Annotated in this window: 24 protein-coding genes; 12 read left to right on the top strand and 12 right to left on the bottom strand. The window is 66.7% G+C overall.

Annotated elements, in window-relative coordinates; all coding sequences use genetic code 11:
• Window positions 1–103: 103 nt before the first annotated feature.
• Together ACZY08_RS27560 and ACZY08_RS27555 are read left to right on the top strand one after the other, a co-directional pair.
• On the top strand, window positions 104–2,035 hold the full coding sequence (locus ACZY08_RS27560; protein WP_463747785.1) for an ABC transporter ATP-binding protein/permease: 1,932 nt from the start codon (window positions 104–106) through the stop codon (window positions 2,033–2,035).
• A 28-nt stretch (window positions 2,036–2,063) separates the two neighbouring features.
• Window positions 2,064–3,977: an ABC transporter ATP-binding protein/permease gene (locus ACZY08_RS27555; protein WP_463747784.1), complete on the top strand. Its 1,914-nt coding sequence runs from the start codon at window positions 2,064–2,066 to the stop codon at window positions 3,975–3,977.
• Here the strand turns inward: ACZY08_RS27555 and ACZY08_RS27550 are convergent.
• The 6 genes from ACZY08_RS27550 to ACZY08_RS27525 all read right to left on the bottom strand — a co-directional run bounded on the left by ACZY08_RS27550 (window position 3,974) and on the right by ACZY08_RS27525 (window position 10,290).
• A complete protein-coding gene (locus tag ACZY08_RS27550; RefSeq protein WP_463747906.1) occupies window positions 3,974–5,458 on the bottom strand; it encodes an FAD-binding protein in 1,485 nt (494 codons plus the stop codon). The genes ACZY08_RS27555 and ACZY08_RS27550 overlap by 4 nt on opposite strands.
• A 5-nt stretch (window positions 5,459–5,463) precedes the next feature.
• Window positions 5,464–5,958, bottom strand: a complete 495-nt coding sequence (locus ACZY08_RS27545; RefSeq protein ID WP_463747783.1) for a VOC family protein — start codon at window positions 5,956–5,958, stop codon at window positions 5,464–5,466.
• Window positions 5,959–6,021: 63 nt separating this feature from the next.
• The gene (locus ACZY08_RS27540) at window positions 6,022–6,717 is read right to left on the bottom strand and encodes an Rv1815 family serine proteinase (RefSeq protein ID WP_463747782.1); all 696 of its coding nucleotides are present in this window, start codon (window positions 6,715–6,717) and stop codon (window positions 6,022–6,024) included.
• Window positions 6,718–6,880: 163 nt separating this feature from the next.
• The gene (locus ACZY08_RS27535; RefSeq protein ID WP_166905038.1) at window positions 6,881–7,489 is read right to left on the bottom strand and encodes a LysM peptidoglycan-binding domain-containing protein; all 609 of its coding nucleotides are present in this window, start codon (window positions 7,487–7,489) and stop codon (window positions 6,881–6,883) included.
• A 293-nt stretch (window positions 7,490–7,782) separates the two neighbouring features.
• Complete coding sequence (locus ACZY08_RS27530; RefSeq protein ID WP_463747781.1) at window positions 7,783–8,694, bottom strand: sterol desaturase family protein; 912 nt, start codon at window positions 8,692–8,694, stop codon at window positions 7,783–7,785.
• Window positions 8,695–8,709: 15 nt separating this feature from the next.
• Entirely contained in the window at window positions 8,710–10,290 is a 1,581-nt protein-coding gene (locus ACZY08_RS27525; RefSeq protein WP_463747780.1) for a carboxylesterase/lipase family protein, read from the bottom strand.
• A gap of 77 nt (window positions 10,291–10,367) precedes the next feature.
• Between ACZY08_RS27525 and ACZY08_RS27520 the strand changes: the two genes are divergently transcribed.
• Window positions 10,368–10,703 (top strand): DMT family transporter, encoded by a 336-nt coding sequence (locus tag ACZY08_RS27520; protein ID WP_463747779.1) that lies wholly within the window; start codon window positions 10,368–10,370, stop codon window positions 10,701–10,703.
• Window positions 10,703–11,035, top strand: a complete 333-nt coding sequence (locus ACZY08_RS27515) for a DMT family transporter (RefSeq protein WP_463747905.1) — start codon at window positions 10,703–10,705, stop codon at window positions 11,033–11,035. The genes ACZY08_RS27520 and ACZY08_RS27515 overlap by 1 nt, the downstream gene beginning before the upstream one ends.
• Here the strand turns inward: ACZY08_RS27515 and ACZY08_RS27510 are convergent.
• From ACZY08_RS27510 to ACZY08_RS27500, 3 genes are read right to left on the bottom strand one after another with little or no spacing between them, the layout of a single operon-like run.
• Window positions 10,976–12,193 carry an MFS transporter gene (locus ACZY08_RS27510; protein WP_463747778.1) on the bottom strand — a complete coding sequence of 406 codons (1,218 nt, stop codon included), beginning with the start codon at window positions 12,191–12,193 and terminating at the stop codon, window positions 10,976–10,978. The genes ACZY08_RS27515 and ACZY08_RS27510 overlap by 60 nt on opposite strands.
• 29 nt (window positions 12,194–12,222) lie before the next feature.
• Window positions 12,223–13,131, bottom strand: a complete 909-nt coding sequence (locus tag ACZY08_RS27505) for an SDR family NAD(P)-dependent oxidoreductase (protein WP_463747777.1) — start codon at window positions 13,129–13,131, stop codon at window positions 12,223–12,225.
• Window positions 13,128–13,739: a TetR/AcrR family transcriptional regulator gene (locus ACZY08_RS27500; protein ID WP_463747776.1), complete on the bottom strand. Its 612-nt coding sequence runs from the start codon at window positions 13,737–13,739 to the stop codon at window positions 13,128–13,130. The genes ACZY08_RS27505 and ACZY08_RS27500 overlap by 4 nt, the downstream gene beginning before the upstream one ends.
• Window positions 13,740–13,923: 184 nt before the next feature.
• Between ACZY08_RS27500 and malQ the strand changes: the two genes are divergently transcribed.
• From malQ to ACZY08_RS27480, 4 genes are all read left to right on the top strand, one after another.
• Window positions 13,924–16,077: a 4-alpha-glucanotransferase gene (gene malQ, locus ACZY08_RS27495; RefSeq protein ID WP_463747775.1), complete on the top strand. Its 2,154-nt coding sequence runs from the start codon at window positions 13,924–13,926 to the stop codon at window positions 16,075–16,077.
• 79 nt (window positions 16,078–16,156) lie between these two features.
• Window positions 16,157–16,567, top strand: coding sequence for a hypothetical protein (locus tag ACZY08_RS27490; RefSeq protein ID WP_463747774.1), 411 nt, complete (start codon window positions 16,157–16,159; stop codon window positions 16,565–16,567).
• Window positions 16,568–16,641: 74 nt separating this feature from the next.
• Window positions 16,642–17,541, top strand: a complete 900-nt coding sequence (locus ACZY08_RS27485) for a metal-dependent hydrolase (RefSeq protein ID WP_463747773.1) — start codon at window positions 16,642–16,644, stop codon at window positions 17,539–17,541.
• 11 nt (window positions 17,542–17,552) lie between these two features.
• The gene (locus tag ACZY08_RS27480; protein WP_463747772.1) at window positions 17,553–18,677 is read left to right on the top strand and encodes a PDR/VanB family oxidoreductase; all 1,125 of its coding nucleotides are present in this window, start codon (window positions 17,553–17,555) and stop codon (window positions 18,675–18,677) included.
• Between the two features lie 4 nt (window positions 18,678–18,681).
• Here ACZY08_RS27480 and ACZY08_RS27475 read toward each other — a convergent pair whose 3' ends face one another.
• Window positions 18,682–19,179, bottom strand: a complete 498-nt coding sequence (locus ACZY08_RS27475; RefSeq protein WP_463747771.1) for an NUDIX hydrolase — start codon at window positions 19,177–19,179, stop codon at window positions 18,682–18,684.
• Window positions 19,180–19,378: 199 nt separating this feature from the next.
• On the opposite strand from ACZY08_RS27475, the gene ACZY08_RS27470 reads away from it, so the two are divergent.
• Together ACZY08_RS27470 and ACZY08_RS27465 are read left to right on the top strand one after the other, a co-directional pair.
• Window positions 19,379–19,678 (top strand): hypothetical protein, encoded by a 300-nt coding sequence (locus tag ACZY08_RS27470; RefSeq protein WP_463747770.1) that lies wholly within the window; start codon window positions 19,379–19,381, stop codon window positions 19,676–19,678.
• Window positions 19,679–19,779: 101 nt separating this feature from the next.
• The gene (locus ACZY08_RS27465; protein WP_463747769.1) at window positions 19,780–20,550 is read left to right on the top strand and encodes an SGNH/GDSL hydrolase family protein; all 771 of its coding nucleotides are present in this window, start codon (window positions 19,780–19,782) and stop codon (window positions 20,548–20,550) included.
• A gap of 13 nt (window positions 20,551–20,563) precedes the next feature.
• On the opposite strand, the gene ACZY08_RS27460 is transcribed toward ACZY08_RS27465, so the two are convergent.
• Both ACZY08_RS27460 and ACZY08_RS27455 read right to left on the bottom strand, forming a co-directional pair.
• The gene (locus ACZY08_RS27460) at window positions 20,564–21,127 is read right to left on the bottom strand and encodes a hypothetical protein (RefSeq protein ID WP_463747768.1); all 564 of its coding nucleotides are present in this window, start codon (window positions 21,125–21,127) and stop codon (window positions 20,564–20,566) included.
• A gap of 74 nt (window positions 21,128–21,201) precedes the next feature.
• Window positions 21,202–22,002, bottom strand: coding sequence for a ketosteroid isomerase family protein (locus tag ACZY08_RS27455; RefSeq protein WP_463747767.1), 801 nt, complete (start codon window positions 22,000–22,002; stop codon window positions 21,202–21,204).
• A gap of 90 nt (window positions 22,003–22,092) precedes the next feature.
• Between ACZY08_RS27455 and ACZY08_RS27450 the strand changes: the two genes are divergently transcribed.
• Together ACZY08_RS27450 and ACZY08_RS27445 are read left to right on the top strand one after the other, a co-directional pair.
• The gene (locus ACZY08_RS27450) at window positions 22,093–22,479 is read left to right on the top strand and encodes a hypothetical protein (protein WP_463747766.1); all 387 of its coding nucleotides are present in this window, start codon (window positions 22,093–22,095) and stop codon (window positions 22,477–22,479) included.
• Window positions 22,480–22,591: 112 nt separating this feature from the next.
• Entirely contained in the window at window positions 22,592–23,029 is a 438-nt protein-coding gene (locus ACZY08_RS27445) for a hypothetical protein (RefSeq protein WP_463747765.1), read from the top strand.
• Window positions 23,030–23,076 lie beyond the last annotated feature (47 nt).

Below are 23,076 nucleotides of genomic sequence, written 5' to 3'. Positions count from 1 at the left end.
GACGCGCAGAGTACGCCGGAGCGTGACCCCGAACAGGATCGGCGCAGCACACCGGGATGGTGTCTCACAGGCTCGTCGCGATCGCGCGGGGTACCTTGCCCGCATGGAGATGTTCACTCCGACCCTGGACTGGGGCAATGAGGTCGCGACGTCGCTGGTGTGGATCGCCAAAGGGTGGCTGATCGCGGCGGTGTCCACGATGGTGATCCTGGTTCTGCTCGCCAAGCTCACCCCGTGGGGCAGGCAGTTCTGGCGGATTACGCGCGGATACTTCGTCGGCCGCGACAGCGTGATCGTGTGGCTGTGGCTGGCGACGCTGCTGCTCTCGGTGACCGCAGGAGTGCGCCTGTCGGTGCTCTTCAGCTACCAGGGCAACGACATGATGACCAGCTTCCAGGTGATCGCCGGCGGCATCTCCAGCGGCAACGAGGCCGTCAAAGTGTCCGGCAAAGACGGGTTCTGGCTGTCGCTGGCCGTCTTCGCGCTGCTGGCAGCGATCCATATCGCCCGGATCATGCTCGACATCTATATGGCCCAACGGTTCATGCTGCGCTGGCGGGCCTGGCTGACCAGCCAGCTCACCGGTGACTGGCTGGACGGCAAGGCCTACTACCGCACGCGCTTCATCGACGACACCATCGACAACCCGGACCAGCGCATCCAGGCCGACATCGACACGTTCACCGCGGGCATCGACTCGCTGCCGAACCGTCCCAGTGCCGGCTCCACGAACACCCTGCTGTTCGGCTCCGTCTATTCGGTGGCCTCGATGATTTCGTTCACCGCGATTCTGTGGAACCTGTCCGGTCGCGTCACCCTGCCGCTGGTCGGCATCGACCTGCCCCGGGCGATCTTCTGGATCGGCATCGTCTACGTCTTGGTCGCCACGGTCGTGGCGTTCTGGATCGGCCGGCCGATCATCCAGCTGGCCTTCAACAACGAGAAGTACAACGCGGCGTTCCGCTATGCGCTGGTGCGGCTGCGCGATGCCTCCGAAGCGGTGGCGTTCTACCGCGGAGAGATCGCCGAACGCACCGGGCTGCGGAAGCTGTTCGCACCGGTCGTGTCGAACTACCGGAACTACATCAACCGGATGATCAAGTTCCAGGGCTGGAACAACTCGATCGACCAGGCCCAAGAGCTCATCCCCTACATCGTGCAATTCCCGCGGTTTTACAGCGGCGAGATCACCCTGGGCGCGCTGAACCAGACCGCCAGCGCCTTCCGCAGCCTGCTCGACGGGTTGTCCTTCTTCCGTACTGCCTACGACCAATTCGCCGGATACCGGGCCGCGATCATGCGTCTCCACGGGCTGGTCGTGGCCAACGAAGAGGGCAGGGCACTGCCTGAGGTAACCACCCTGCCGTGTGTGGACGGCACGGTGAAGCTCACCGACGTCGAGGTCCGCACACCCGACGGCAGGCAGCTCATCAATCCCCTCGACCTGCACCTGCAGGTGGGCGACACGTTGGTCATCACCGGGCCCTCTGGCAGCGGCAAGACGACCCTGCTGCGCAGCCTCGCCGAACTGTGGCCGTTCACCTCGGGCACTCTGACCCGTCCGTGCGGGCCCAACGAAACCATGTTCCTCTCGCAGTTGCCGTACGTCCCTCTCGGTGACCTGCGCGCGGTGGTGACCTACCCGGGCGAGGAGGGTTCCGTCGACGACGAGGCACTCAGGCGGACTCTCGACGAGGTGGCGCTACCTCATCTGGTCAGCCGACTGGACGAGGTGCAGGACTGGGCCAAGGTGCTGTCTCCCGGTGAGCAGCAACGGATTGCGTTCGCCCGCATCCTGCTCGTCAAGCCCAAGGTGGTGTTCCTCGACGAGTCGACCTCCGCGCTCGACGAAGGTCTCGAATTCATGCTTTACCAACGGGTGCGCACCGATCTACCCGACACCATCCTGGTAAGCGTCAGTCACCGCACCACCGTCGAGCAGCACCACACGCACGAACTGGAGCTCCTCGGTGAAGGCGAATGGCGGCTGGGACGCGTCGAAGATGACGAGGCTGACCTGATCAAGCAACCGTGAGCGGCCGTTCCCGGTAACTTGCCGGGGTATGGAGATGTTCACCCAGTCCCTGGACTGGGGCAACGAGATCCTTGCGTCGCTGTTCTGGGTCCTCAAGGCCTGGGCGATCGGCGCGGTGGCGCTGGTCGCGGTAGCGGCGGTGCTGGCCCGCATCACCACGTGGGGCCGTCAATTCTGGCGGGTCACCAGCGGCTATTTCGTTGGACGCCAAAGCCTTCCGGTGTGGGGTCTGCTCGGGGTCTTGCTGTTTTCGGTGATGCTCTCGGTGCGCATGGACGTGCTGTTCAGCTACTACCTCAACGACCAGACCACGGCCCTGCAGGTGGCGTTCTCCGGCGCCGGTTCGGGCAATGAATCGGTGCGCCGCTCGGGAATCGACGGCTTCTGGCATTCGATCCTGATCTTCGGACTGTTGGTGACCGCCGATATCACCCGCACCTTGCTCGACCTGTATCTCATGCAGTACTTCATCGTTCGCTGGCGGGTCTGGCTCACCCACCGGCTCACCGGGGACTGGCTGGACCAACGGGCCTACTATCGCGGCCGGTTCATCGGCGGCTTCGGCGGCACTCCGATCGACAACCCGGATCAGCGCATCCAGCAGGACATCGACGTCTTCACCACCGGTACCGGGCCAGAAACCAACACACCGACTGTCGCCACCGCGCAGACGCTGTTGTTCGGATCGGTCTACTCGATCGTCTCTGTCGTGGCGTTCACGCCGATCCTGTGGAATCTGGCCGGCCCCTTGACGTTTCTGGGCGTGACGGTGCCGAAGGCGTTGTTCTGGATCGCGCTGCTGTGGGTGGCGATCACCACGGTCGTGGCGATCTGGATCGGCCGGCCCATCATCCGGCTGACGTTCCGTAACTCGCTGACCAACGCCGCTTTCCGGTATGCACTCGTCCGCGTCCGCGACGGCGCCGAGGCGGTCGGCTTCTATCACGGCGAACGCACCGAACGTGGCACGCTGGCAGATCGGTTCGCCAAGGTCATCGCCAATTACCGGCGACTTGTGTTGCGGGGCGTGGCGTTTCTCGGCTGGAACCGATCCATCAACCAGATCATCGACCCGCTTCCGTTGATCATTCAGGCGCCACGACTGTTCGCGGGTCAGCTCACCTACGGCGATGTGCTGCAGTCGGCGAGCGCATTCAACCGGGTGCAGAGTTCGTTGAGCTTCTTCCGCTCGGTGTACGACGCATTCGCCGGCTACCGGGCCGCGATCATCCGCCTCGACGGGCTCGTCGCCGCCAACGAACAGGCAAGGGCACTACCGAGATTGGAGATCGGGGTGAGCGCAGGCGGCGGAGTCGAACTCGAGGACGTCGAGGTGCGGTCGCCCGAGGGCGATCTGCTGCTGCACGACCTCGACATGCAACTGGCACCGGGTGATTCGCTGGTCATCACCGGGCCGTCCGGCACCGGGAAGACGACACTGCTACGCAGCCTGGCACGGCTGTGGCCGTACGGATCCGGGACGGTGCGTTATCCCGAGCAGGGTGAGGTGATGTTCCTGTCCCAACTCCCCTATGCCCCGCTGGGCGATCTGCGCACGGTGGTCAGTTATCCCGCACCGACGGGTACCTACCACGACGACGAGATCCGGGCAGCGCTCAACACGGTCGCCCTGGGAAATCTGGCCTCCCGCCTGGACGAGGACGCCGATTGGGGAAAGGTCCTGTCCCCGGGCGAACAGCAGCGGATCGCATTCGCCCGGATTCTGCTGGCCAAACCGTCGGCCGTGTTCCTCGACGAGGCCACCTCGGCGCTCGATGCCGGTCAACAGCACGCGTTGTACTCGACCCTGCGTACCGAATTGCCCGACTGCATCGTGGTCAGCATCAGCCATCGGGACAGCGTCAACCGGCTCCACGACCGCCGCCTGGAACTGCTCGGCGACGGCCGCTGGGAGCTCGGTCTGGTCGGGGACTCGGCCTAACGTGCCGCGTGCGTACCGGCGCGGCGCCCGAAGAACGATCCTTCGCCGAGTTGCACGCCGCTGGCGTAGCCCTGGCCGTCCTGGGCGATGTTGGACGCACAGGCGCCCGCCGCGTAGAGACCCGTGATCACACTGCCGTCTTCACGCAGCACCTCGCCGTCGATGGAGACCGTCAGCCCACCCATGGTGAATCCCGAGTACATGGCGACGCCGAGCGACAGGTCGAACGCCGCGTAGGGGCCGTTGTCCTGCGCGGCGATGTAGTCGGGTTGCTTGTGGAAGTCGGGATCCTCGCCGTTGGCCGCGTTCTTGTTGTAGCGGTCCAGCGTTGCGGCCAGGTTCCCGGCCGGGATGTTCAGTGCCTCTTCGACTTCGGAGATCGTCTCGTAGCCGTCGATGAACTGGATGAGCGGCATGGCGGGCATCTCCATGTGGGCCTCGTCGACGATGAGGTATGCCTGCTGATCGGGCTGCTGCAGCACGAACGCGGAGGTACGCGAATGGTAGGAGTCCTCGGCGACGAAGCGTTGGCCCTGGTTGTTGACGATCACACCGGTCAACAGGATCTCCGGCGGGTAGGCCGCGGCGGTGATGAACAACTGGTCCATACCGTTGGCGACGCCGCCTGCCGCGACGCCCATCCGGATGCCGAGGCCGTCGTCGTTGGGATTGCCCAGGATGTAGGGCTCCACCTCGCCGTGGTGTTTGGTGCGGCGCTTCTTACCGAGCGCCGGGGTGTATTCAGCGACCATCTCGGGGTTCATCGCGAATCCCCCGGCGGTGATGATGACCGATTTCGCTTTGACGCAACCAGTTTCGCCGAAGTGTTTCCACTTCGCCCCGACCACCCTGCGCTCATCCGCACCGCCCTCGACGATGAGGTTGGTGGCGCCGACCTCGTAGCGGATCGTGACACCCAGCGTCTCAGCGCGTTTCAGCAGGAGATCGATCACCATCGCCGCGCCGCCCAGCTCGCCGGGAACAGGGACCGAGTGACCGCGGGGCGCCGGCTTGGCCTGCTCGGTGAACGGCCACACCTTCTCGTTGCCGGTGTAGGACAGCCCCTCGGTGCCCGGCGGAACCACCACCTTGCCGGGGTAGAAGCTGCGCTCGAACTGAAAGCCCAGTGCCTCAAGCCAATTGAAATGTTCGACGCTACCGTCGCTGTAGGCGCGGATCTTGTCCAGATCGGGTTCCCGCGAGACGGCGACCAGGTACTTGTACATCTCCTCGGCGGTGTCAGGGTGCCCGGTGGCCTCCTGCACCGCGGTGCCGCCGCCGAGATAGAAGTGCCCACCGGCCATCGCGGTGGTGCCACCGGCCGCCGCGGCCTTCTCCAACACCAGAACCCGGGCACCGTTGGCGGCAGCGCTGACCGCCGCACAGCCTCCGGCGATACCGAACCCGATCACCACGACATCGAACTCGTCGGACCAGGATTCGACGTCCGCAGCCACTAAGACTTCGGGGACATCGGCGATTTCCTTCACTGCTGCTCCTGTTTCACATACTCGAAGAACGCCCGGATCTCGGGCGGGATGTAAGCGATCTCGAGATACGGCACCCCGGCCCCGACGGCCGAGAGGTAAGCGAATCTCATGCCTCCGTGCATCTCGCCCTGGCACACCACCGGTGTCCCGTCGCCTTCGGCGTCGCGCAGTCGCGCCTCGAACGCCTCCGGGTCGGCCGCCTCGACGCAGATGTGGTGCAGGCCGGCCCCGTGTTGCTCCAGGAACTCGCTGTAGACACTGCCACCGCGTACCGGCGCAATGAGTTCGAGCTGGGTGTCGCCGGCGTAGCTCAGTGAGATGTCGGCCACGAAATCGGCGGGTCGGCCGCGGTGGTGGCAGGTCTCGGGGCTGAAATGCACCTCAGGCATACGCACCCACCGTCGCGCCCCCAGCAGGGTGGAGAGGGCCTGTTCGGTGGCATCCAGATCGGCGGTAACCCAGGCAATCTGGACAGGTGTCTGATCAAGCATCGCCATGAGAATATCGCCCACCCGCCGGGTTGGCTAGAACGTGTTCTAGTTAGCCGTTCCCGGTCAGGGCTGCCCGACCAGATTCGAGACCTCACCGGCTGGCAGCCCGCCGCCGCGGGCCTGCCCACTCGCGTTCTGCCAGGACACCGCAGCCGGATAGTTACCCCACGTGCTGTTGAACATCCCGACTATCGCGGCACGGCCATCAGGCATCACCACGTACACGGGGCCGCCGGAATCGCCCTTTTGGCTGACCACGCCGTTGGCCATGGTGAACCACCCGTTGTTGACGGCCTCGATGGTGCCGCAGCTCTCCCCGGTGACCACACCGAAGTGACAGACCGGCGCACCCGGTGTCGGTATCACCGAAGCGTCCTCCACCAGCATCCGCCCACCTGGCAGGACGTTGTTCGCCGCGACATCGCCGGCCAATTGGATGGTCTCCCAATCGGAAATCATGTGATTGGTGTCGACGGTGGCGCCGTCGGGCGTGTTGTCCAGGAAGGAACCCAGGTGCCCGATGAAGTTGCCGTCCCGGTCGTCCACCGGCCCACTTCCCCGGCAGTGGCCCGCCGTGAAGGCGACACGGCTGACCGGATCCACGTAGCCCAGCGTGCAGACATTCGTGCCCTGCCGGACCTCCATACCCGGGTACACCAGCGAACCCGCGGCGACTGCCACCGGTGCCGGACATACCAACAACCCCGCCACCGGAACCCCGGCCAACGCCCGCATCACCCCACCTAGCCAACTCTTCACGGCCGGCCTCCCTCGCTGTACGGACGTGGTGAATATCACCCTACCGACATCAATATCGGTCACGCGGCAACTTTGTTACCGGGGGTACCCACATCCCGTGAGATCCAGTGCCAGAAACAACGACGGCCCGGACCAGATGGTCCGGGCCGTACGTCTGTTCAGGTCAAGGAATCGTCAAGACCTGGCCGGGGTGAATCAGGTCGGGATTGGCGATGCCACTGGCATCGGCGATCTGCTGGTAGCGGTTGCCATCGCCGTAGAAACGCTCGGCGATCGCCCACAGGGTGTCGCCGGAGACCACCGTGTAGGTGCGCGGCTCGGGTGCCGGCGGGGGTGGCGGCGGCGCAGCCGGCTCGGGAGCGGCGACCGGCTCCTCCACGGCGGCCGGGGCAACCTCAACCTCGGGCGCAGCGGCCTCGGGTGCCGGTGGCGGCGGCTCGGAGGTGGCGGTCTCAGAGTTCCACGCGGGGCCGTCGGCGGCGTACAGCACCAGGTTGCGGTCGTCCTGGAGAACCAGCTTGACGTCCTTCTTGCCCTTGGTGTCGGTGTGCCACACCGGCTTTTCCGACGTGTACAGCACGAAGTTACCGTCGGTCTGCACCTCCGCCCTCTGCACATCCTGGCCGTTGGTGGAAGTCGACCAGACCGCTTGGCCACGTGCCTCCAACACCAGGTTGCCGTCATCCTGCAACGTCAGCGTGTACGCGCCGTTGTTGGAGGTGAGTGACCCCCCCTTCTCCAGCTTCTGTCCTTCGGTCAGTGTGTCTCCCACGCAATGCCCCTTTCGTGACCGTGATCCGGGTTGTCGCACCCGGGTTCTGTCGACCTTACTGATTTCAAGTTTGCTTTGGTGCCATTCGGCTCGCCTCGAATTCAAACGTCACACAAACACTGGGAAACGCTGGGAATCTCCAGAGCACGCGGGGCGAATCGGCCGCGCACGGCGTGTCGCGTATCGAAGCGCAGCGATGTGATCCGCCGGGTTCAGCCGGAATCGTAGCGCGCGTCAATTCCTATGGCGGCCAATGGTTCTGGCCGCACCGCCGGCAACCGGAGCCATCCCGGTCATCCGACCGGCTGAGATTCGGAAGACTCGACGGGCTGCCAGCCCGGTGGGCCGAACACGTAGCCCAGTCGGTCACGCAGCCGGTGGGCCCGCCGCACGTCGCGGGCGATCGCCACGTATTCGTGGGTCTGCAGCTTCCAGATGTTGAAGGTGTTCACGGGCTTGGTCAGCCCGTAGTGCGGGCGGAACACCTCCGGCTGGAAGGTGCCGAACATCCGGTCCCAGACGATGAGGATGCCGCCGTAGTTGCGATCCAGATACAGCTGGTCATGCCCGTGGTGCACCCGATGATGCGATGGCGTGTTGAAGATGAATTCGATTGGCCGCCATAGTTTTCCGACCCGTTCGGTGTGAACCCAGAATTGATAGACCAAGTTCACCGAAAAGCTCGCGAACACCAGCCAGGGCGGGATGCCGAGAAGTGGCAACGGAATCCAGGCCAGAATCTCACCGCTGTTGTTCCATTTCTGGCGCAGCGCGGTGGCGAAGTTGTAGTACTCACTTGAGTGGTGGGCCTGATGCGTCGCCCAGATCAACCGCACCCGGTGCGCGATCCGGTGGTAGATGTAGAACAGCAGATCCACCCCGACTATCGCGATCACCCAGGTGTACCACCGGTTCCCGGGCAGGTGCCACGGCGCCAGGTATGCGTAGATGGCGGCATAACCCAATAGCGCCAGCAGTTTCCATCCGGCCGTGGTGAGGACGGACACCAAACCCATCGAGATACTCGCCCACGCGTCGCGGGTGTTGAACGCGCCCTCGGGTTCCCGCTGGGATTCGAAGTGCTCCAGGCGTCGCGCGGCAGCCCATTCCACGGTCAACAGCACCAGGAAGAACGGGATCGCGAAGAAAACCGGATCCCGCATCGGCGGGGGCAGAAAGTCCAGGACGGACCGGATCATGTCCATGTCAGCATCTTCGGGTCAGCGGAAGTTGAGCACTTGGCTGCCCCAGGCCGCGTGCAGATCACGGTCCAGGTCAGCAATGGTCTTGTCCTGTTTGTCGATGAGCAGCGTGGCGCGGTCGTCGCGGCGATATGGCCGCCATACCGGTTCTCCCGGCGCCCCCGACGGTTGCGCGGTCGCCGCGAAGTTGACCCACCGGCGGCGCAGCCGCTCCGACACCGCACGTCCGTGCTTGAGCCCACCCAGCTTGAAGGTCGGATCCTTCGGCCCGGCAACGAGATTGCCCCAGACATAGGGCAGCTCGGTGGCGTGGGCGGCACCGAGTCGCAGCAGTCTCAACATCGGCGTGGTGTAGTCGAAGCGGTACAGGTGCACCGGCGCGACAGCGCTGTGGCCTTCGGCGAACCACAGTGTCGGCATGCGGAATCCGACGTCGCGTGCCACACCCAGCCCGATCGCCTTGGGCCGCAAGCCTGCATAGGCCGACGTGATCTGGGCTTCGGTCGGCAGTTGCAGGCCGGGTTGCTCGGCTGCGATGGCGGCGAACATCGACCGCAGTGCGCCGGGAGTGATCGGCATCAACGGTGATCTCATCCAGCGGAACACCGTGGCCTCATGCGCGTTGGTTCCGATGATCAGCGGAACCCGATGGGTGCGCCCCGCCCTGGCCGCCACGACCGGATAGTCCGGAACCACATCTCCGTCGACGATCGGTGCGAATGCCAGCAGGCCGGGCGTCTGCGTCGGGACCGCGTCGAACACGTCCTTGGCCGCCGCCAGGATGGCGGGCACCGGGGCACCGGACAAACGCCCGACCTCGTTGCGTTGGATGCCCAAGCGCTCCAGGACCTGGGCGGCCACGGCACGTGATCGTTCGCCGTCGTACACCGATGTCGCCGGCGAACTCTGCGCGATCGCCGCACTGAATAGGCCTTCGGCGGCCGGGCTGGCCAGCAGTGTGGTGACGATCCCGCCGCCGGCCGACTCGCCGAACAGGGTCACCCGTTGCGGGTCACCACCGAATGCGGCGATGTTGTCGCGTACCCAGTGCAGTGCGAGCAGCACGTCGCGCAGACCGAGGTTGGTGTCGAAACGCAGCCCCTTGGCACCCGGCTGCCCGCTGAACTCGGACAGGTCCAGGAAACCGAACGGGCCGAGCCGGTAGTTGACGGTGACCACCAATACGTCGCCCTCGGAGGCCAGGACCGTGCCGTTGTAGAGCGGCTGACTGCCCGAGCCGAGGACGTAAGCACCGCCGTGAACCCAGACCATTACGGGCTTGGCATCCCCCGCCTCGGTTCCTGCAGGCGCCCAGACGTTGAGCACCAGACTGTCCTCACCCTGGCGGCCGCCCAGGTCCAGCGGGAGCCGCGGATCGGTGATCTGCGGGCATACCGGAGCCGTCACCGTCGCGTCGGCGATCTCCGGCCGGCGCAGGGGCGGCTGCGGTGACCGCCACCTCAACTCGCCGACCGGCGCTGCGGCGTAACGAATACCGAGCCACTGCTTGACCGTCCCGTCGTCGGTCCCGCGAACCGGCCCGTGCCCGGTCTCGACGACCGGCTCAGCCCTGGTCCGGACGGGTGTCGGATCGGTCATGCGGACTCCTCGGTGAAGCTGGGGCGAACTCCCCCACGGTACTCACCCGCCGAAGTGGGCTCGGATAAGTTTGTCCGGTGCGGAAGTGGGCGTTGTTGATCGCGGCCGTCATCACCGAGGTCACCGCCACGCTGTCGCTGCGTGCGTCCCAGGACCATCCGGGGTGGCTGGTGCTGGTGGTGTGCGGCTACCTGGCGGCATTCGTGTTGCTGACCCTGGTGCTGCGGGCGGGTATGCCCGTTGGGGTCGCCTACGGCATCTGGGGTGCGCTGGGTACCGCGGCGACGGCCGTGCTGGCCGCGGCGTTGTTCGGCGATCCGTTTACCTGGCCGATCATGGCCGGTATCGGTCTGATCATCGCCGGCGTGCTGCTGGTCGAACTCGGGTCGCACCCACATCGGGCCGAGTCATGATGTGGCTGGCACTGACCGGGGCGATCCTGGTGGAGGTGTTCGCCACGCTCGGGCTGCGCGCGTCGGACGGGTTCCGCCGCAAGGTCTGGCTGGCGCCGGTGATCGCCGGGTACGTGATGTCGTTCTATCTGCTGTGGCTGGCCCTGTCGTTGGGTGTGCCCGTGGGCATCGCCTACGGCATCTGGACGGCATGCGGGGTCGCGCTGGTCGCCATCATCGCCAAGTTCCTGTTCAGCGAACCGCTGACCCCGGTGATGATGCTCGGTATCGCGCTAATCGTGTCGGGTGTGTTCACGATCGAGCTGGCCGGCATCGGCCCGGGCACGCACTGACGACCGTCCCGGCAGCACTCCGGCCAGCAGGGCGGCGACCATCCCGGCCACGGGAACGGCCAGGAGGCCGGCCCGCAGCCCGGCTGCGTCGGCGACGAGCCCGACGAGCAACGGCGCACCGAAGAACCCCACCCGCATGAGCCAGGTGACCGCGGTCAGTCCGGTCCCGGGTCGCAGCCCCGGCAGCTGGTCGGCGCCGTGCATCGCGGCCGGCACCAGGGTGGCAACCCCCAGGCCTGCCAGCGCGAAGCCGGCAATCGTGGTGACGATGTTCGGGAAGGCCAGCGCGGTCCCCATCCCGGCGGCGGCGATGAGTCCGCCCACCCGCGCCACGGTGGCCTCTCCGAACCTGTCGACCAGCCGGTCGCCGATCAGCCTTCCGACGAACATGAACCCGACCAGTGCGATGTACCCGAAGACCGCCAAGGCCGGAGGTGTGTGCAGGCTGTCGCGCAGATACAGGGTGGCCCAGGAACTGCCGGCGTCCTCGACCGTGGCGCCTGCGATGGCGATCAGCACCAGCGCCAGCAGGATCAGGTACACCCGTGGCCCCGCCCCGGACCCGGGCGAAGCGTGCGCTGCCGGATGATCGTCATGGTCGGGCCCGGGCAACAGGTAGCGGTAGGCGGCCAGGGCCACCGCGCTCAACAGCACGGCGATCACCGAGAGATGGATGGCGCGCGGGATCCCCAGGGCAATTGCACCGGCGCCGGTGAGCCCGCCGAGGATGGCCCCGGCGGCCCATACCGCGTGCAGTGAGTTGATGATCGACCGGCCGTGTTCGCGCTGCAGCCGCAGCCCGTGTGCGTTCTGTGCGACGTCGACCACCGAATCGCAGGCGCCGGCCAGAAACAACGCGGCGGCGAGCAGCAGCGGGGTGCTCGCCAAGCCGGCCAGGACGACGAAGGCGGCCAGCGCCACGGTGCCGATGACGGCCACCCGGGCGCTGCGAAACCGTCGGATCAGCGTTGCCGCAGTCAATCCTGCGACCAGCGCGCCGCCGGAGAACGAGGCCACAGCCGCCCCGTACACCGCATTGCTCAGGTGAAGATCGGTCTTGATCTCCGGATAGCGCGGCAGCAGATTGGCGAAGATCGCGCCGTTGGTCAGAAACAACGCTCCCACCGCGATGCGGGCCCGGCGTAAGGCGGATACCACTGAGCCGACACTACTGCGCGGCGGACGGGTCAGCCGACCGCCGACACCAACCGTTCGCTGACCTGCCACAGGTCGGCGGCCTTGGTCCCGTCGTAGGAATCACTCGAGGACCGGATCCGGCGACTCCCTTCGAAGTACGCCCCGGAGACACCGTCGAGGTTCGGATCCGCCACCAGCGCGGCGAGATTGGCTCCGGAGCGTCGAGTGCTGTTGACATTGGGCAGTATCCGCAGGGCAGGCATGAACAGACGCCAGGCCATTCGCTGAACGCCCGAGTAATCCCTGGCCAGCCCCGAGCCCGGCATCAGGCCCGGATCGAACGCGTTGACCGTGATTCCGCGGCCACCGTGGCCCAGCCGGCGGTCCAACTCATAGCTGAACAACAGGTTGCACAGTTTGGAGGTGGTGTAGCGGCGCCGGCCCTCTTCGCCGGTGAGACCGCCCGGCGGAGGGCTGAGCAGGTCTTCGGCCGACGTGTACCGCGGCGCCGGCATACCGGTGAACTTCTCCGGATCGTGGGTGCCGCTGCTGACCACCACGATCCGTGCCGGTGTGTCCAAGTGCTCGAGCAGATGCTGTACCAGCGCGAAATGACCGAGATGGTTGACGCCGAACGTCATTTCGTAGCCGTCCGCCGTCGTCTGCGAACCCGCAACCATCTGCAGCCCGGCGTTGCACACGAGCGCGGCCACCGGCGGCACATCCAATCTCGACGACCTGCCGGCAAAGTCGCGCACCGACACCAGCGATGCCAGATCGAGTTCACCGACGGTGGCGCGCCCGGGATGGCCGAGCCGTGCCGCCGCGTCGGCACCACGCGCGGCATCGCGCACGGCCAGCACCACATGCCAGCCCGGATCGGACTCCAGGAGGGCACGCGCGCATTCGAATCCCAGCCCGGCGTTCGCGCCGGTGATGATCGCGGTCCGGTCGGTCACTGTTCGTCCTCCAGGAGTATCGGGACCAGGGCGGTGACGGCTTGCCACAGCCTCCTGTACATGCGCACGACGTCGGTGGTGTCGGGTTCGAGGTGGTTGGCGAAGAACACGCCGTCGGACTGCGCGACGGCGAAGGCGGTGAGTTCGGCGACCACCCACTCTGCGCGGTGTGGCGGCAGGCCGTCGGGCAGCAAGCGGCGGACGGCGTCGGAAAATCGCGCGATCGCGGTGTCACGCACGCGGCGCACCACCTGCGTCACCGTCGGATCCTCGCTGCGTTCCAGGGACAGCAGGTAGAGGATCCGCAGGAATTCGGGGCGCTGCGATTGCAGTTCGGCGAGAACCGCCAGTCGTTCGTCGATGCTGCCTTCGCTCGGTATCGCCACGAAGAAGCGTTCGGCCCCGCGGGCCATCACCGCGGCGAGGACGCCGTCCTTGGATCCGAAATGCCAGTAGATGGAGCTGGCCGGTAGGCCGCAGGCCTTGCGGATGTCACTGATCGAGGTGGCGGCGTAACCGCGGGTGGCGATCAGTCGCTCGGTGGCCTCGAGGATCTGCTCCCGCGAATCCGCGCCCTGCTGTTGTCTTCTGGTGGCTGGAGACGTCATGTCGACCTCTCTGTAAGGATCGTTACAGACAGGCTAACAGCGCTCGCGGGCAAGGGCGAGCACCCACGTGGCGGTGGACGGCGGGATGGCGACAACCTGGAGGTGCGCCGCGACACCAGGGGCGACCTGCCGGCCCAGCGATGTCGGCTGACGCGATCGCGTTCCAGGCACCAAGATTGGCACCATGACCTCTTCGTCATCGGCCCCGTCGTCGACCCTGCTGGAGTTGGCCCGCCGCTACGGCGTCGCCGCGGAGTTCGACGACTGGACCGGCCGCCGTACCGCTGTCGCAGAGGCCACCCTGGTCGCCGTACTGGACGCGCTGGGTGTGAAGGCCGGCACCGAACAGGAGCGCGCGGACACCTTGGCGGCGCACGACCGGCAGTACTGGCAGCGCCGCCTGCCGCCGATCGTGCTGGGCCGGGCAGGAGTGCCGTCGAGCTTCTGGGTCCACGTCACCCACGGGGATCCGGTGCACCTCACCCTGTTGCTCGAGGACGGCACCGAACGCGGCGGCCTGAGGCAACTCGAGAACAACCGGCCTCCATACGATCTCGGCGACCGATTGGTCGGTGAGGCCACGTTCGAATTGCCCGCGGACCTGCCGCTGGGCTATCACCGACTGCAGTTGCGAGAGGGGGAATTCCATACCGAGGCGCCGGTGGTGGTCTCCCCCGCCACCCTGGGACTGCCCACCCGCCTGGGCCGGCGCCGCGCCTGGGGTCTGGCCGTCCAGCTCTACAGCATCCGCTCGCAACACTCCTGGGGTACAGGCGATCTCACTGACCTCACCGACCTGGCCGTGTGGTCGGCCGCCGCGCACGGCGCCGGGTTCATTCTGGTCAACCCACTGCACGCGGCCGCCCCCACAGCGCCGATGGAGCCCTCGCCGTATCTGCCCACCTCCCGGCGTTTCGGCAATCCGCTCTACCTGCGCGTGGAGGCCATTGCCGAATTCGCCGCGGTCCGTAACCGCGGTCGCCTCCAGAGGCTGCGCACCACGGTCAACACGCACGCCGACCGCCATGCGACCATCGACCGCGACGCGGCCTGGCAGGCCAAACGCACCGCACTGGAACACGTGTACCGAGTTGAACGCTCGGCAGGCCGGGAACTGGCCTACACCGCATACCGGGCCCGGCGAGGCCACGGCCTGGAGGAGTTCGCGACCTGGTGCGCGCTCGCCGAGCAGTACGGCGCCGACTGGCATGCCTGGCCGCACGCGCTGCAGCACCCGGCGAACCCGGAGGTCGCCGCGTTCGCCGCGGCCCATGCGGATGCCGTCGATTTTCATCGCTGGCTGCAGTGGGTCCTCGACGACCAACTCACCGCAGCTCAGGCCGCGGCGGTTCAGGCCGGGATGGCATTGGGCGTCATGGGTGACCTCGCGGTCGGCGTCGATCCCGACGGTGCCGACGCGTGGGCCCTGCAGGATGTGCTGGCCCTCGGGGTTACCGCCGGCGCCCCGCCGGATGAGTTCAACCAACTCGGCCAGGATTGGTCGCAGCCCCCATGGCGGCCGGACCGGCTCGCCGAGCAGGCATATGAGCCGTTCCGGGCGTTGGTCGAGATGGCGTTCCGACACGCCGGCGGGGTGCGCATCGACCACATCATCGGCATGTTCCGGCTGTGGTGGATCCCGAAGGGCGCCGCGCCGACCGAAGGCACCTATGTGCGCTACGACCACGACGCGATGATCGGCATCATCGCGCTCGAGGCGCACCGGGCCGGGGCGATCGTGGTCGGCGAGGATCTCGGCACGGTTGAGCCGTGGGTACGTGACTATCTGCGTGAGCGGGCCTTGTTCGGCACCTCGATCCTGTGGTTCGAGGCGGACGAGTCCGGCAGGCCCCTACCTGCCGAGCGCTGGCGTGAGTACTGCCTGTCCTCGGTGACCACCCATGACCTACCGCCGACACACGGATATCTGGCGGGCGAGCATGTGCGGTTGCGGGAGGAACTCGGCCTGCTCACCCGGCCTGCCGATCAGGAGTTGGCCGTGGACCGCGCCGCTCAGGCGGCCTGGCTCGACGAGCTGCGCCGGGTCGGTCTGCTCGGACCCGATCCGGATACCGATCAGATCGTGACGGCGCTGTACCGGTATCTGGCCCGAACCCCGTCGAAGTTGCTCGCACTGTCGCTTGCTGATGCAGTCGGCGAGTTGCGTACCCAGAATCAGCCGGGGACCACCGACGAATACCCGAACTGGCGGATCCCGCTGGCGGGTCCGGACGGCCGGCGACTGTTGCTCGAAGACGTGTTCACCGATCCGCGCGCGGCCGCGTTGAGCCAGGTGATGGCGGGGATCACCGGACACCCGGTCCAGTCCGGGATGTAACGCTTCTGGCTTCTGCTCCGGTTTCACAAACGTCTCTGCTGCGATATGTTCGCAAACGCACCCGACTGACGGAGTTCACGTGAAGAAGCTTGTTGCGCTCGGCGGCGGTCTGCTTGCCGCCGGTTCGATGGCCCTCATGGCCGCGGGCACCGCCACCTCACAGCCGAGTTCGGCTTCGGTCAACGTCGTCGGCGAGCCGTATATGAAGGCGCTGGCGATCCTGAAGAGCCAGGGCGTCAAGGCCACCTTCGGCGGCTCTTTCGGCAGTGCCTTGCCGCAGGCCGAGTGCCTGGTCGATTCCCAGAAGGTCAACTCCGGCGGCAAGATGATCCTGATGCTGGACTGCAGCGAGGCCGCCGCCGACCAGTCGGCCGATTCGGCCGTGCCCGGGGGTCCGAGGGTCGGCAGCAACGGCGTGACCACAGTGACGCCGACTCCGGTGGTTCCGATCGCCGGCGCGCCTGGCGCGGGCACCCCACCCCCCGCCTGACCCCCACCCGGTACCGCCGTTCCCACCTAAATCCGTACACTGCTGAGAGTCCACTCATCCCAGGGAGGCTCTCGATGTTGCGTCCGTTGCGGTTCGACAATGAGATCGACCCGGGCCCGGTACAGATCCAGGCCCGCAAAGTGCACTTCGATCTCGACGACATCCCGTTGCACTGGATTCCCGGCCATCCTGTGGCCTCGTCGATGGTGAACCTGTTCAACGTGGTGCTGCCGGTGGCCGAGCACTGGTTCGTCGCGACGTTCAACGAAGCGCTGCCGTATGTGCGCGATCCCAAGCTCGCCGACGACATGCGCGGCTTCATCGGTCAGGAAGCCACCCACGCCGAGACGCACGATCAGGTGCTCGACGAGTTCCTGACCGGTCACGGGGTGGACTACCAGCCGGTGCTGTCTCTGGTGGAGCACGTGTTCACCAGGACTCTGGCGCCGTCGGACTCACCCGATCCGCGCCGCAGGCTGGCCCACCTGTGCGACCGCCTGTGGCTCATCGCGGCCATCGAGCACTACACCGCGGTGTTGGGCGACTTCGTGCTGAACTGCGCCTGGGAGGACTACGACGCCGACCCGACGATGACCGACCTGTTCCGCTGGCACGGCAGTGAAGAGGTCGAGCACCGCAGCGTGGCCCACGACGTGGCGGTGTACTTCCAGGACAGCTACTTCAGCCGGGTGCGGGCGATGTCGATCGCGGCGACGGCGGTGTACCTGTTCTTCCAGCGCGGCTGCTGGGCGATGGTGAAGAGCGATCCGACCCTCGACATCGGCTGGTGGCAGATGAACAAGATGCGTATACGCGATTCCAAGCTCGGACTGCTGCCCAAGTTCTCCCGGATGTTCGGCTCCAACACACTGGCCTACTGCCGGCCCGGGTTTTCCCCGGAGGAGATGGGGTCGACGGCCCAGGCGGTCGCGTATCTGGCGAGTTCACCCGCGGCGCGGGCCGCGCACCTGTGACGGACTCAGCCATGCCGACACCGTCACTGATATCCAGATACCGGCGGCTGCCGCCGAGCATCTCGGGCCGGTTCCGGCATGATCCGATGCTCGGTGCAGCCGGCGCCGCCATCGCCACGATCTGGACGGTGGGCCGCCTCGTACGGCGGTCGGCGCCGCCGCCCGAACTGGACCGCACGATCACGTTGACGGTGACCGGGCGGGAAGTGGTGGCCCATGACCAGGATGTCATCGCGCTCACCTTGGCCGCGGCTGACGGCGGCACGCTTCCGCTGTGGTATCCGGGTGCGCACATCGACGTGCATCTGGCCAGCGGGCGGGTCCGGCAGTACTCACTGTGCGGTGATCCCGCCGTCCGCGACAACTATCGAATTGCGGTGCGGCGCATACCTGATGGCGGCGGTGGTTCCGTCGAGGTACATGACAGCCTGCAGGTCGGCAGCCAGGTGAGCACCCATGGCCCGCGTAATGCGTTCGCCTTGACGGTGCCCGGCTACGGGTCGCCCACCCAGCGGTTCCGCTTCATCGCGGGCGGAATCGGCATCACCCCGATCCTGCCGATGCTCGGGTTGGCGGCGCGATTGGGTGTCGACTGGTCGATGGTGTACGCCGGACGTAGTCGCGACACCCTGCCGTTCCTGGACGAGCTCGCCCGGTTCGGCGACCGCATCGAGATCCGCACCGACGACGTCGACGGACTGCCCGGAGCCGACGACCTACTCGGCGACTGCCCCGACGGCACCACGGTGTACGCCTGCGGTCCGGCTCCGATGCTGACCGGGATCCGGGCGGCGCTCGCCGGCCGCGACGACGTGGAGTTGCATTTCGAAAGGTTCGCGGCGCCACCGGTTGTCGACGGTGCGGAGTTTTCGGTGACCGTCGCCTCTACGGGCGCCACGGTGACGGTGGGAGCCGACGAGACCCTGCTCGCCGCGCTGGGCCGGGCCGGGGTGAATGCCCCGTACTCATGTCAGCAGGGCTTCTGCGGCACCTGCCGAATTCGGACCCTGCCGGGAACGGACGGGACTGTGCAACATCGCGATACGTTGTTGACGGACCCGGAGCGCGACGCGGGGTATCTGCTGACCTGTGTGTCGCGGGCTGAGGCCGGACACCGGCTGACGCTCGACCTCTGAGTCGCTAGCCGCCCTGCGAGGCACCTTCGCCGTAGCCGGCGAGCTCGGGTGAAGCCATCAGCTGGTCCAGCAGGGGACGCTGTCCGTCGAGCAGCTTTATGCGGGCTGTCGCCACCGAAACCCAAGCCACGCGGTCGATTTCGGGGAACTCGACGAGCCGCCCCGACCCTTTCGGCAGCTCGACGCTGAACGTGTTGCTCACCGCTGCCGCGGGATCGAAGTCACCGCGCACCGCGAACGCGGTGACCACCTTGCCTCCCGCCTGCCGCACCGGGGCCAGGTCGATGCGCGGGCCCGCAGGCGGGGGCGAGCCGAGTTCCTCGGTGAACTCGCGTTGCGCCGCCGACCATGGGTCCTCGCCGGCGACGTACTCCCCCTTGGGCACCGACCATGCCCCGGCATCCTTGCGCGCCCAGAACGGCCCGCCCGGGTGGGCGATCAGAACCTCCACCTCCGCCCCGGCGAGACGGTACAACAGGACACCTGCGCTCAGCTTGGCCACTCCGTGCACGCTACGCGGCCGCGGAGTTCCCAAGTGTGACGCACGACTCGTCAACATTTACGGCCAGCCGGAATTTTAATTGTGAACTGCCGGTTAACTGTTGAGTAACACTCAAACGGAACTGACGTCGGCGCTGGGGCGGGCCGCCGACGTCGGTATCACGCGCGAAACAACAGAAGAGCGAAAGAAGGCACCAAAGATGATGAGGATCGGACTCGCCACGGCACTTGCAGGCGCAGCTGCCGCAGCGGTGATCGGCCTGGCGGCACCGGCCCAGGCGGCACCGACCGGCCCGGGCAACGCCCAGCAGACCATCAGTCAATTGCAGTCTCAGGGCTACAAGGTGATCGTCAACCACGTCGGTTCCACCCCGTTGGACCGGGCTACCGTGGTTGCGGTACGACCGGGACAGACCTACAGCCGGACGGATTCCAGTAGCCCGGGCGGCGATTTGCAGACGACCGTGCTCAACAAGACAGTTTACGTAGATGTGAAGTAAGCCCAAACATCGCGAAACATCAAGGAGGGGCGCCCTTTTCGGGCGCCCCTCCTTGGTGTCCCCGCGAAGCGGCTGGGCCGGGCCCCGCTAGAGTCGCCAACGTGCGACGTTTCACCCGATTTGTCGCCATCGGCGACAGCCAGACCGAAGGGCTGTGGGATGGCGATGACAGCATCGGCCTGATGGGCTTCGCGGACCGTCTCGCGGTCCGCCTCGACGGCCTCTATCCGGGGTTGGGTTATGCCAATCTCGCCGTTCGCGGTCATCGCATCGGCGACGTGCTGAACACCCAACTCCCCACCGCGTTGTCGATGCGACCCGACCTGGTCACCGTCTGCATCGGCATGAACGACGTGACCCGGCCCGGTCGCTCGTTCGCCCGCGCTCTGGGCGACCTCGACACCGTCTACGCCAGGCTCGCGGCAACGGGGGCCACCGTCGTCACCACCACGTTCCCTGACATCACCCAGATCCTGCCGGTGGGCCGGTTGCTCGGGAAGCGGGTGGTCCGGATCAACGACGCGATCAACGATGCCGCCGATCGGTACGGGTTCCACCTCGTCGATCTGTACTCGGCCCCGTCGATGCGCGAACCGGAGACCTGGAGCCCCGACCGGGTCCACGGGTCGGCGCAGGGGCACCGCCTGTTCGCCGCAGCAGCCGCCGAAGCGCTCGGACTGCCTGACAGCAACCATGATTGGGCCCTGACAACTGGCCCGGACCGGATCCAGTCGTTTCGGTCCCGCGCCTATTCACAAGTGCTGTGGACGCAGAACATGCTGATGCCGTGGCTGTGGCGTCACCTTCGCGGCCGGTCGGGCGGCTCGGGCCGCTCAGCCCGACGGCCGGCCCTGATGTGTCTGAGCGCCTGACTCAAGCCCAGGATCAGACCCCGCCCCACGCGGAGTCGAGCTCCTTGGCGACATCGATCACCTTGGCCTGCTCCGACGCCGGGCTGTCGATCTCACCGGCCACGTGCGCTGCGATGAACCGTTTGATCTCCGCGTCGACGCCCGCCAGGATGCGCAGCAGCTCGGCGCGCAGCGACGTGGAGGTGACGTGGATCGAGATGTCGGACGGCCGCGGTTTCTTCACATCGAGGATCAACAAGAGCGGCTCGGCCGCCAACGCCGAGGCCCGCAGGGCGATCTCACCGAACACCATGAACTTGGGCCGGTCGATGCGTAGGTCGATCACCATGTCGATCTCCAGCGGGATCCGGATGGAGAACGTGATGGTTTCGCCCACAATGCGGCTCACCCGGGGCTTTTGGATCTTGACCCGCGCGGTGACCTTGGCGATCTTGCCCGGCCCCTGGCCGATCGGCCCCATCTCGAACGCGTCGCCGGCGATCGAGCCGATGGCGTCGCCGACCCGGTCTTCGGATACCGCCACTTCGAAGAACCGGCGTCCGAATTCCTCGTAGGTGATGAAAGCGTGATCAGCCATGATCCGTCTACGGTCTCACGACGGTGTGTGGCGATGGTGCAGCCGGGCCGTAATGCGCGTTCACGTCGCGTCGTTCAAGCCCCGTCGGCGAAGTATCGCAACCGGGCGACGGCGAGCGGCCCACTGGTGAGATCGGCGATCAGTACGGCCCGGCGACCGTCGCGGTCCAGCCCGGCCACCAGGCTGTGCCCGGACACGATCAGTTTGCGCCAGGAGGCACCCGAGGTGCGTTCCACCAACCCGGAGGTGCTCAGCGGGGTGTCGTCGCCGGAGTAGACGTCGGTTTCGGTGTTCAACCGCCGTTGCACCGCCACCGTGTCGCCGGCGCAGAGGTCGTCGAGCAACCCGGAGACCAGCCGCCGGCCCGCCCGCCGGGCACCGGCCATTCCCTTGGCGAAGCCCACCGCGCCCGTAGGTCCCTGGTTGCGCAGCAACGCGCCGGTCAGGCGCAGCCCGACCGGTACAGCGCCGAGCCCGGCCCGGGCGAACTGTCCGATCATCGCGGGCAACTCCCAGTACGCCTGGAGTTGGTCGACCCTCGGGCCGGCCGGGCCGGCGGTGACGACATAGCGCAGGTAGGCCGGAATCCGCATGGTGACCGATGGGCTCATGACGACCTCGAGCTCGAGATCGCGGATCACCGTGGAGCCGGCGACGAGGTCGACGTCGCGGTGGAAGGTGATGTCGCGCGGGGCGATGAAGGTGTCGTAGAACCGCTCTATCTCGGCGGGCCCGCGGTGCGGCCGGGAGCCGACCGGGTCCTCGACCTGTCCGCCCGCAGCGAACAGTCCCACCCATCCTCGACGGTCGTGCGCACCCGCTGCCTGCGGTGACAATTCGACGGTGGCTAGCAGGTCGTCCCGTGTGAAGGCCATATGGTTCGTTTACCATCCCGCCCGCCGCCGCGTGCGCGCACACTGGTGTTTGACACGTTGAGATTGCCCACATCCACCGAGGAGAGCGCCATGAGTGGCAGTGGACCGTTCGGATTCGACCCTGAGGACTTCGACCGCGTCGCCCGTGAGGCCGGCGAAGGGTTGCGCGACGCCCTCGACGGGTTGAGCAAGTTCATCGCGAGGCCCGGCCAGGCCGGCGGTTGGGCGGGGCTGCTCGATGAGTTCGCCCGCTTCTCCCAGCCCAGGACCGAGCCGGAAACCACTGGCGAGAAGGGCGATGGCGTGTGGGCCATCTACTCCGTCGACGAGGCGGGTGGCGCCCATATCGAGCAGGTGTATCCCAGTGAGCTCGAGGCCTTGCGGGCCAATGCCGGCAATACCGATCCCGGCCGCCGGGTCCGGTTCCTGCCCTACGGCATCGCCGTCGGCGTGCTCGACGCGGATACCGGCGAGTAACAACAGCCCGAATGTCGTCTGTCGACCTTCGGGACCGGCTAGGATTCTGGCCCAAAGTCAACGAACTGCCCGGCCTGATTCGACCGGCGGCCGGCAATGCTGAGGGTGGGACATGATTCGTGAACTCTTCGCCACGACGGCGGTCGCCGCGGCGGCACTGGCGACAGCGATTTCCGCCGCGCCGGGTGCTCTCGCCGACGACAACAGCAACATGTATCCGGACAATCCCGGGCACTACCCCACCGATGTCCCCGGGATGAGCTACGAGGCTTCGAACGGCGCACCGTGCTTCAGCTGGGAGCGCAATGTGTTCGGACGGGGTCCGGGCGGCACCGCGATGCAGTGCAAGTGGATTCCCAACCAGTGGCCGCCGGTCTACACCGGCTTCTGGACCTACGCGTATCCGTTGAACGGTGTGCAGGAGATCGGCTCGCCGTGCCCCGGGCCGCAGGAGGCTGCGCAGTCCCCCGACGGCCGGCCGATGCTGTGCCTCGGCGAGCAGGGCTGGCAGGCGGGCATATTGACCGGAGACGGGTTCTTCCCGGTCTGAGGCGCGGGTCACCCACCGACGGCCATACAGCTGAATGCTCCGTGTAT

The organism is Mycobacterium sp. IDUB_9, from assembly GCF_055419505.1.
The sequence above is the reverse complement of the archived record's forward strand: the minus strand, read 5'-3'. Positions and strand labels throughout refer to the sequence as shown.

What these genes read in the sequence shown, in the direction of transcription:
- ACZY08_RS27500 (WP_463747776.1), bottom strand. Translation starts at nt 13,739, where the DNA reads ATGACGTCTCCAGCCACCAGAAGACAACAGCAGGGCGCGGATTCGCGG.
- ACZY08_RS27545 (WP_463747783.1), bottom strand. Translation starts at nt 5,958, where the DNA reads ATGCTTGATCAGACACCTGTCCAGATTGCCTGGGTTACCGCCGATCTG.
- ACZY08_RS27525 (WP_463747780.1), bottom strand. Translation starts at nt 10,290, where the DNA reads ATGACCGATCCGACACCCGTCCGGACCAGGGCTGAGCCGGTCGTCGAG.
- ACZY08_RS27445 (WP_463747765.1), top strand. Translation starts at nt 22,592, where the DNA reads ATGATTCGTGAACTCTTCGCCACGACGGCGGTCGCCGCGGCGGCACTG.
- ACZY08_RS27515 (WP_463747905.1), top strand. Translation starts at nt 10,703, where the DNA reads ATGTGGCTGGCACTGACCGGGGCGATCCTGGTGGAGGTGTTCGCCACG.
- ACZY08_RS27530 (WP_463747781.1), bottom strand. Translation starts at nt 8,694, where the DNA reads ATGGACATGATCCGGTCCGTCCTGGACTTTCTGCCCCCGCCGATGCGG.
- ACZY08_RS27470 (WP_463747770.1), top strand. Translation starts at nt 19,379, where the DNA reads ATGATGAGGATCGGACTCGCCACGGCACTTGCAGGCGCAGCTGCCGCA.
- ACZY08_RS27480 (WP_463747772.1), top strand. Translation starts at nt 17,553, where the DNA reads ATGCCGACACCGTCACTGATATCCAGATACCGGCGGCTGCCGCCGAGC.
- ACZY08_RS27460 (WP_463747768.1), bottom strand. Translation starts at nt 21,127, where the DNA reads ATGGCTGATCACGCTTTCATCACCTACGAGGAATTCGGACGCCGGTTC.
- ACZY08_RS27555 (WP_463747784.1), top strand. Translation starts at nt 2,064, where the DNA reads ATGGAGATGTTCACCCAGTCCCTGGACTGGGGCAACGAGATCCTTGCG.
- ACZY08_RS27485 (WP_463747773.1), top strand. Translation starts at nt 16,642, where the DNA reads ATGTTGCGTCCGTTGCGGTTCGACAATGAGATCGACCCGGGCCCGGTA.
- ACZY08_RS27560 (WP_463747785.1), top strand. Translation starts at nt 104, where the DNA reads ATGGAGATGTTCACTCCGACCCTGGACTGGGGCAATGAGGTCGCGACG.
- ACZY08_RS27450 (WP_463747766.1), top strand. Translation starts at nt 22,093, where the DNA reads ATGAGTGGCAGTGGACCGTTCGGATTCGACCCTGAGGACTTCGACCGC.
- malQ (WP_463747775.1), top strand. Translation starts at nt 13,924, where the DNA reads ATGACCTCTTCGTCATCGGCCCCGTCGTCGACCCTGCTGGAGTTGGCC.
- ACZY08_RS27455 (WP_463747767.1), bottom strand. Translation starts at nt 22,002, where the DNA reads ATGGCCTTCACACGGGACGACCTGCTAGCCACCGTCGAATTGTCACCG.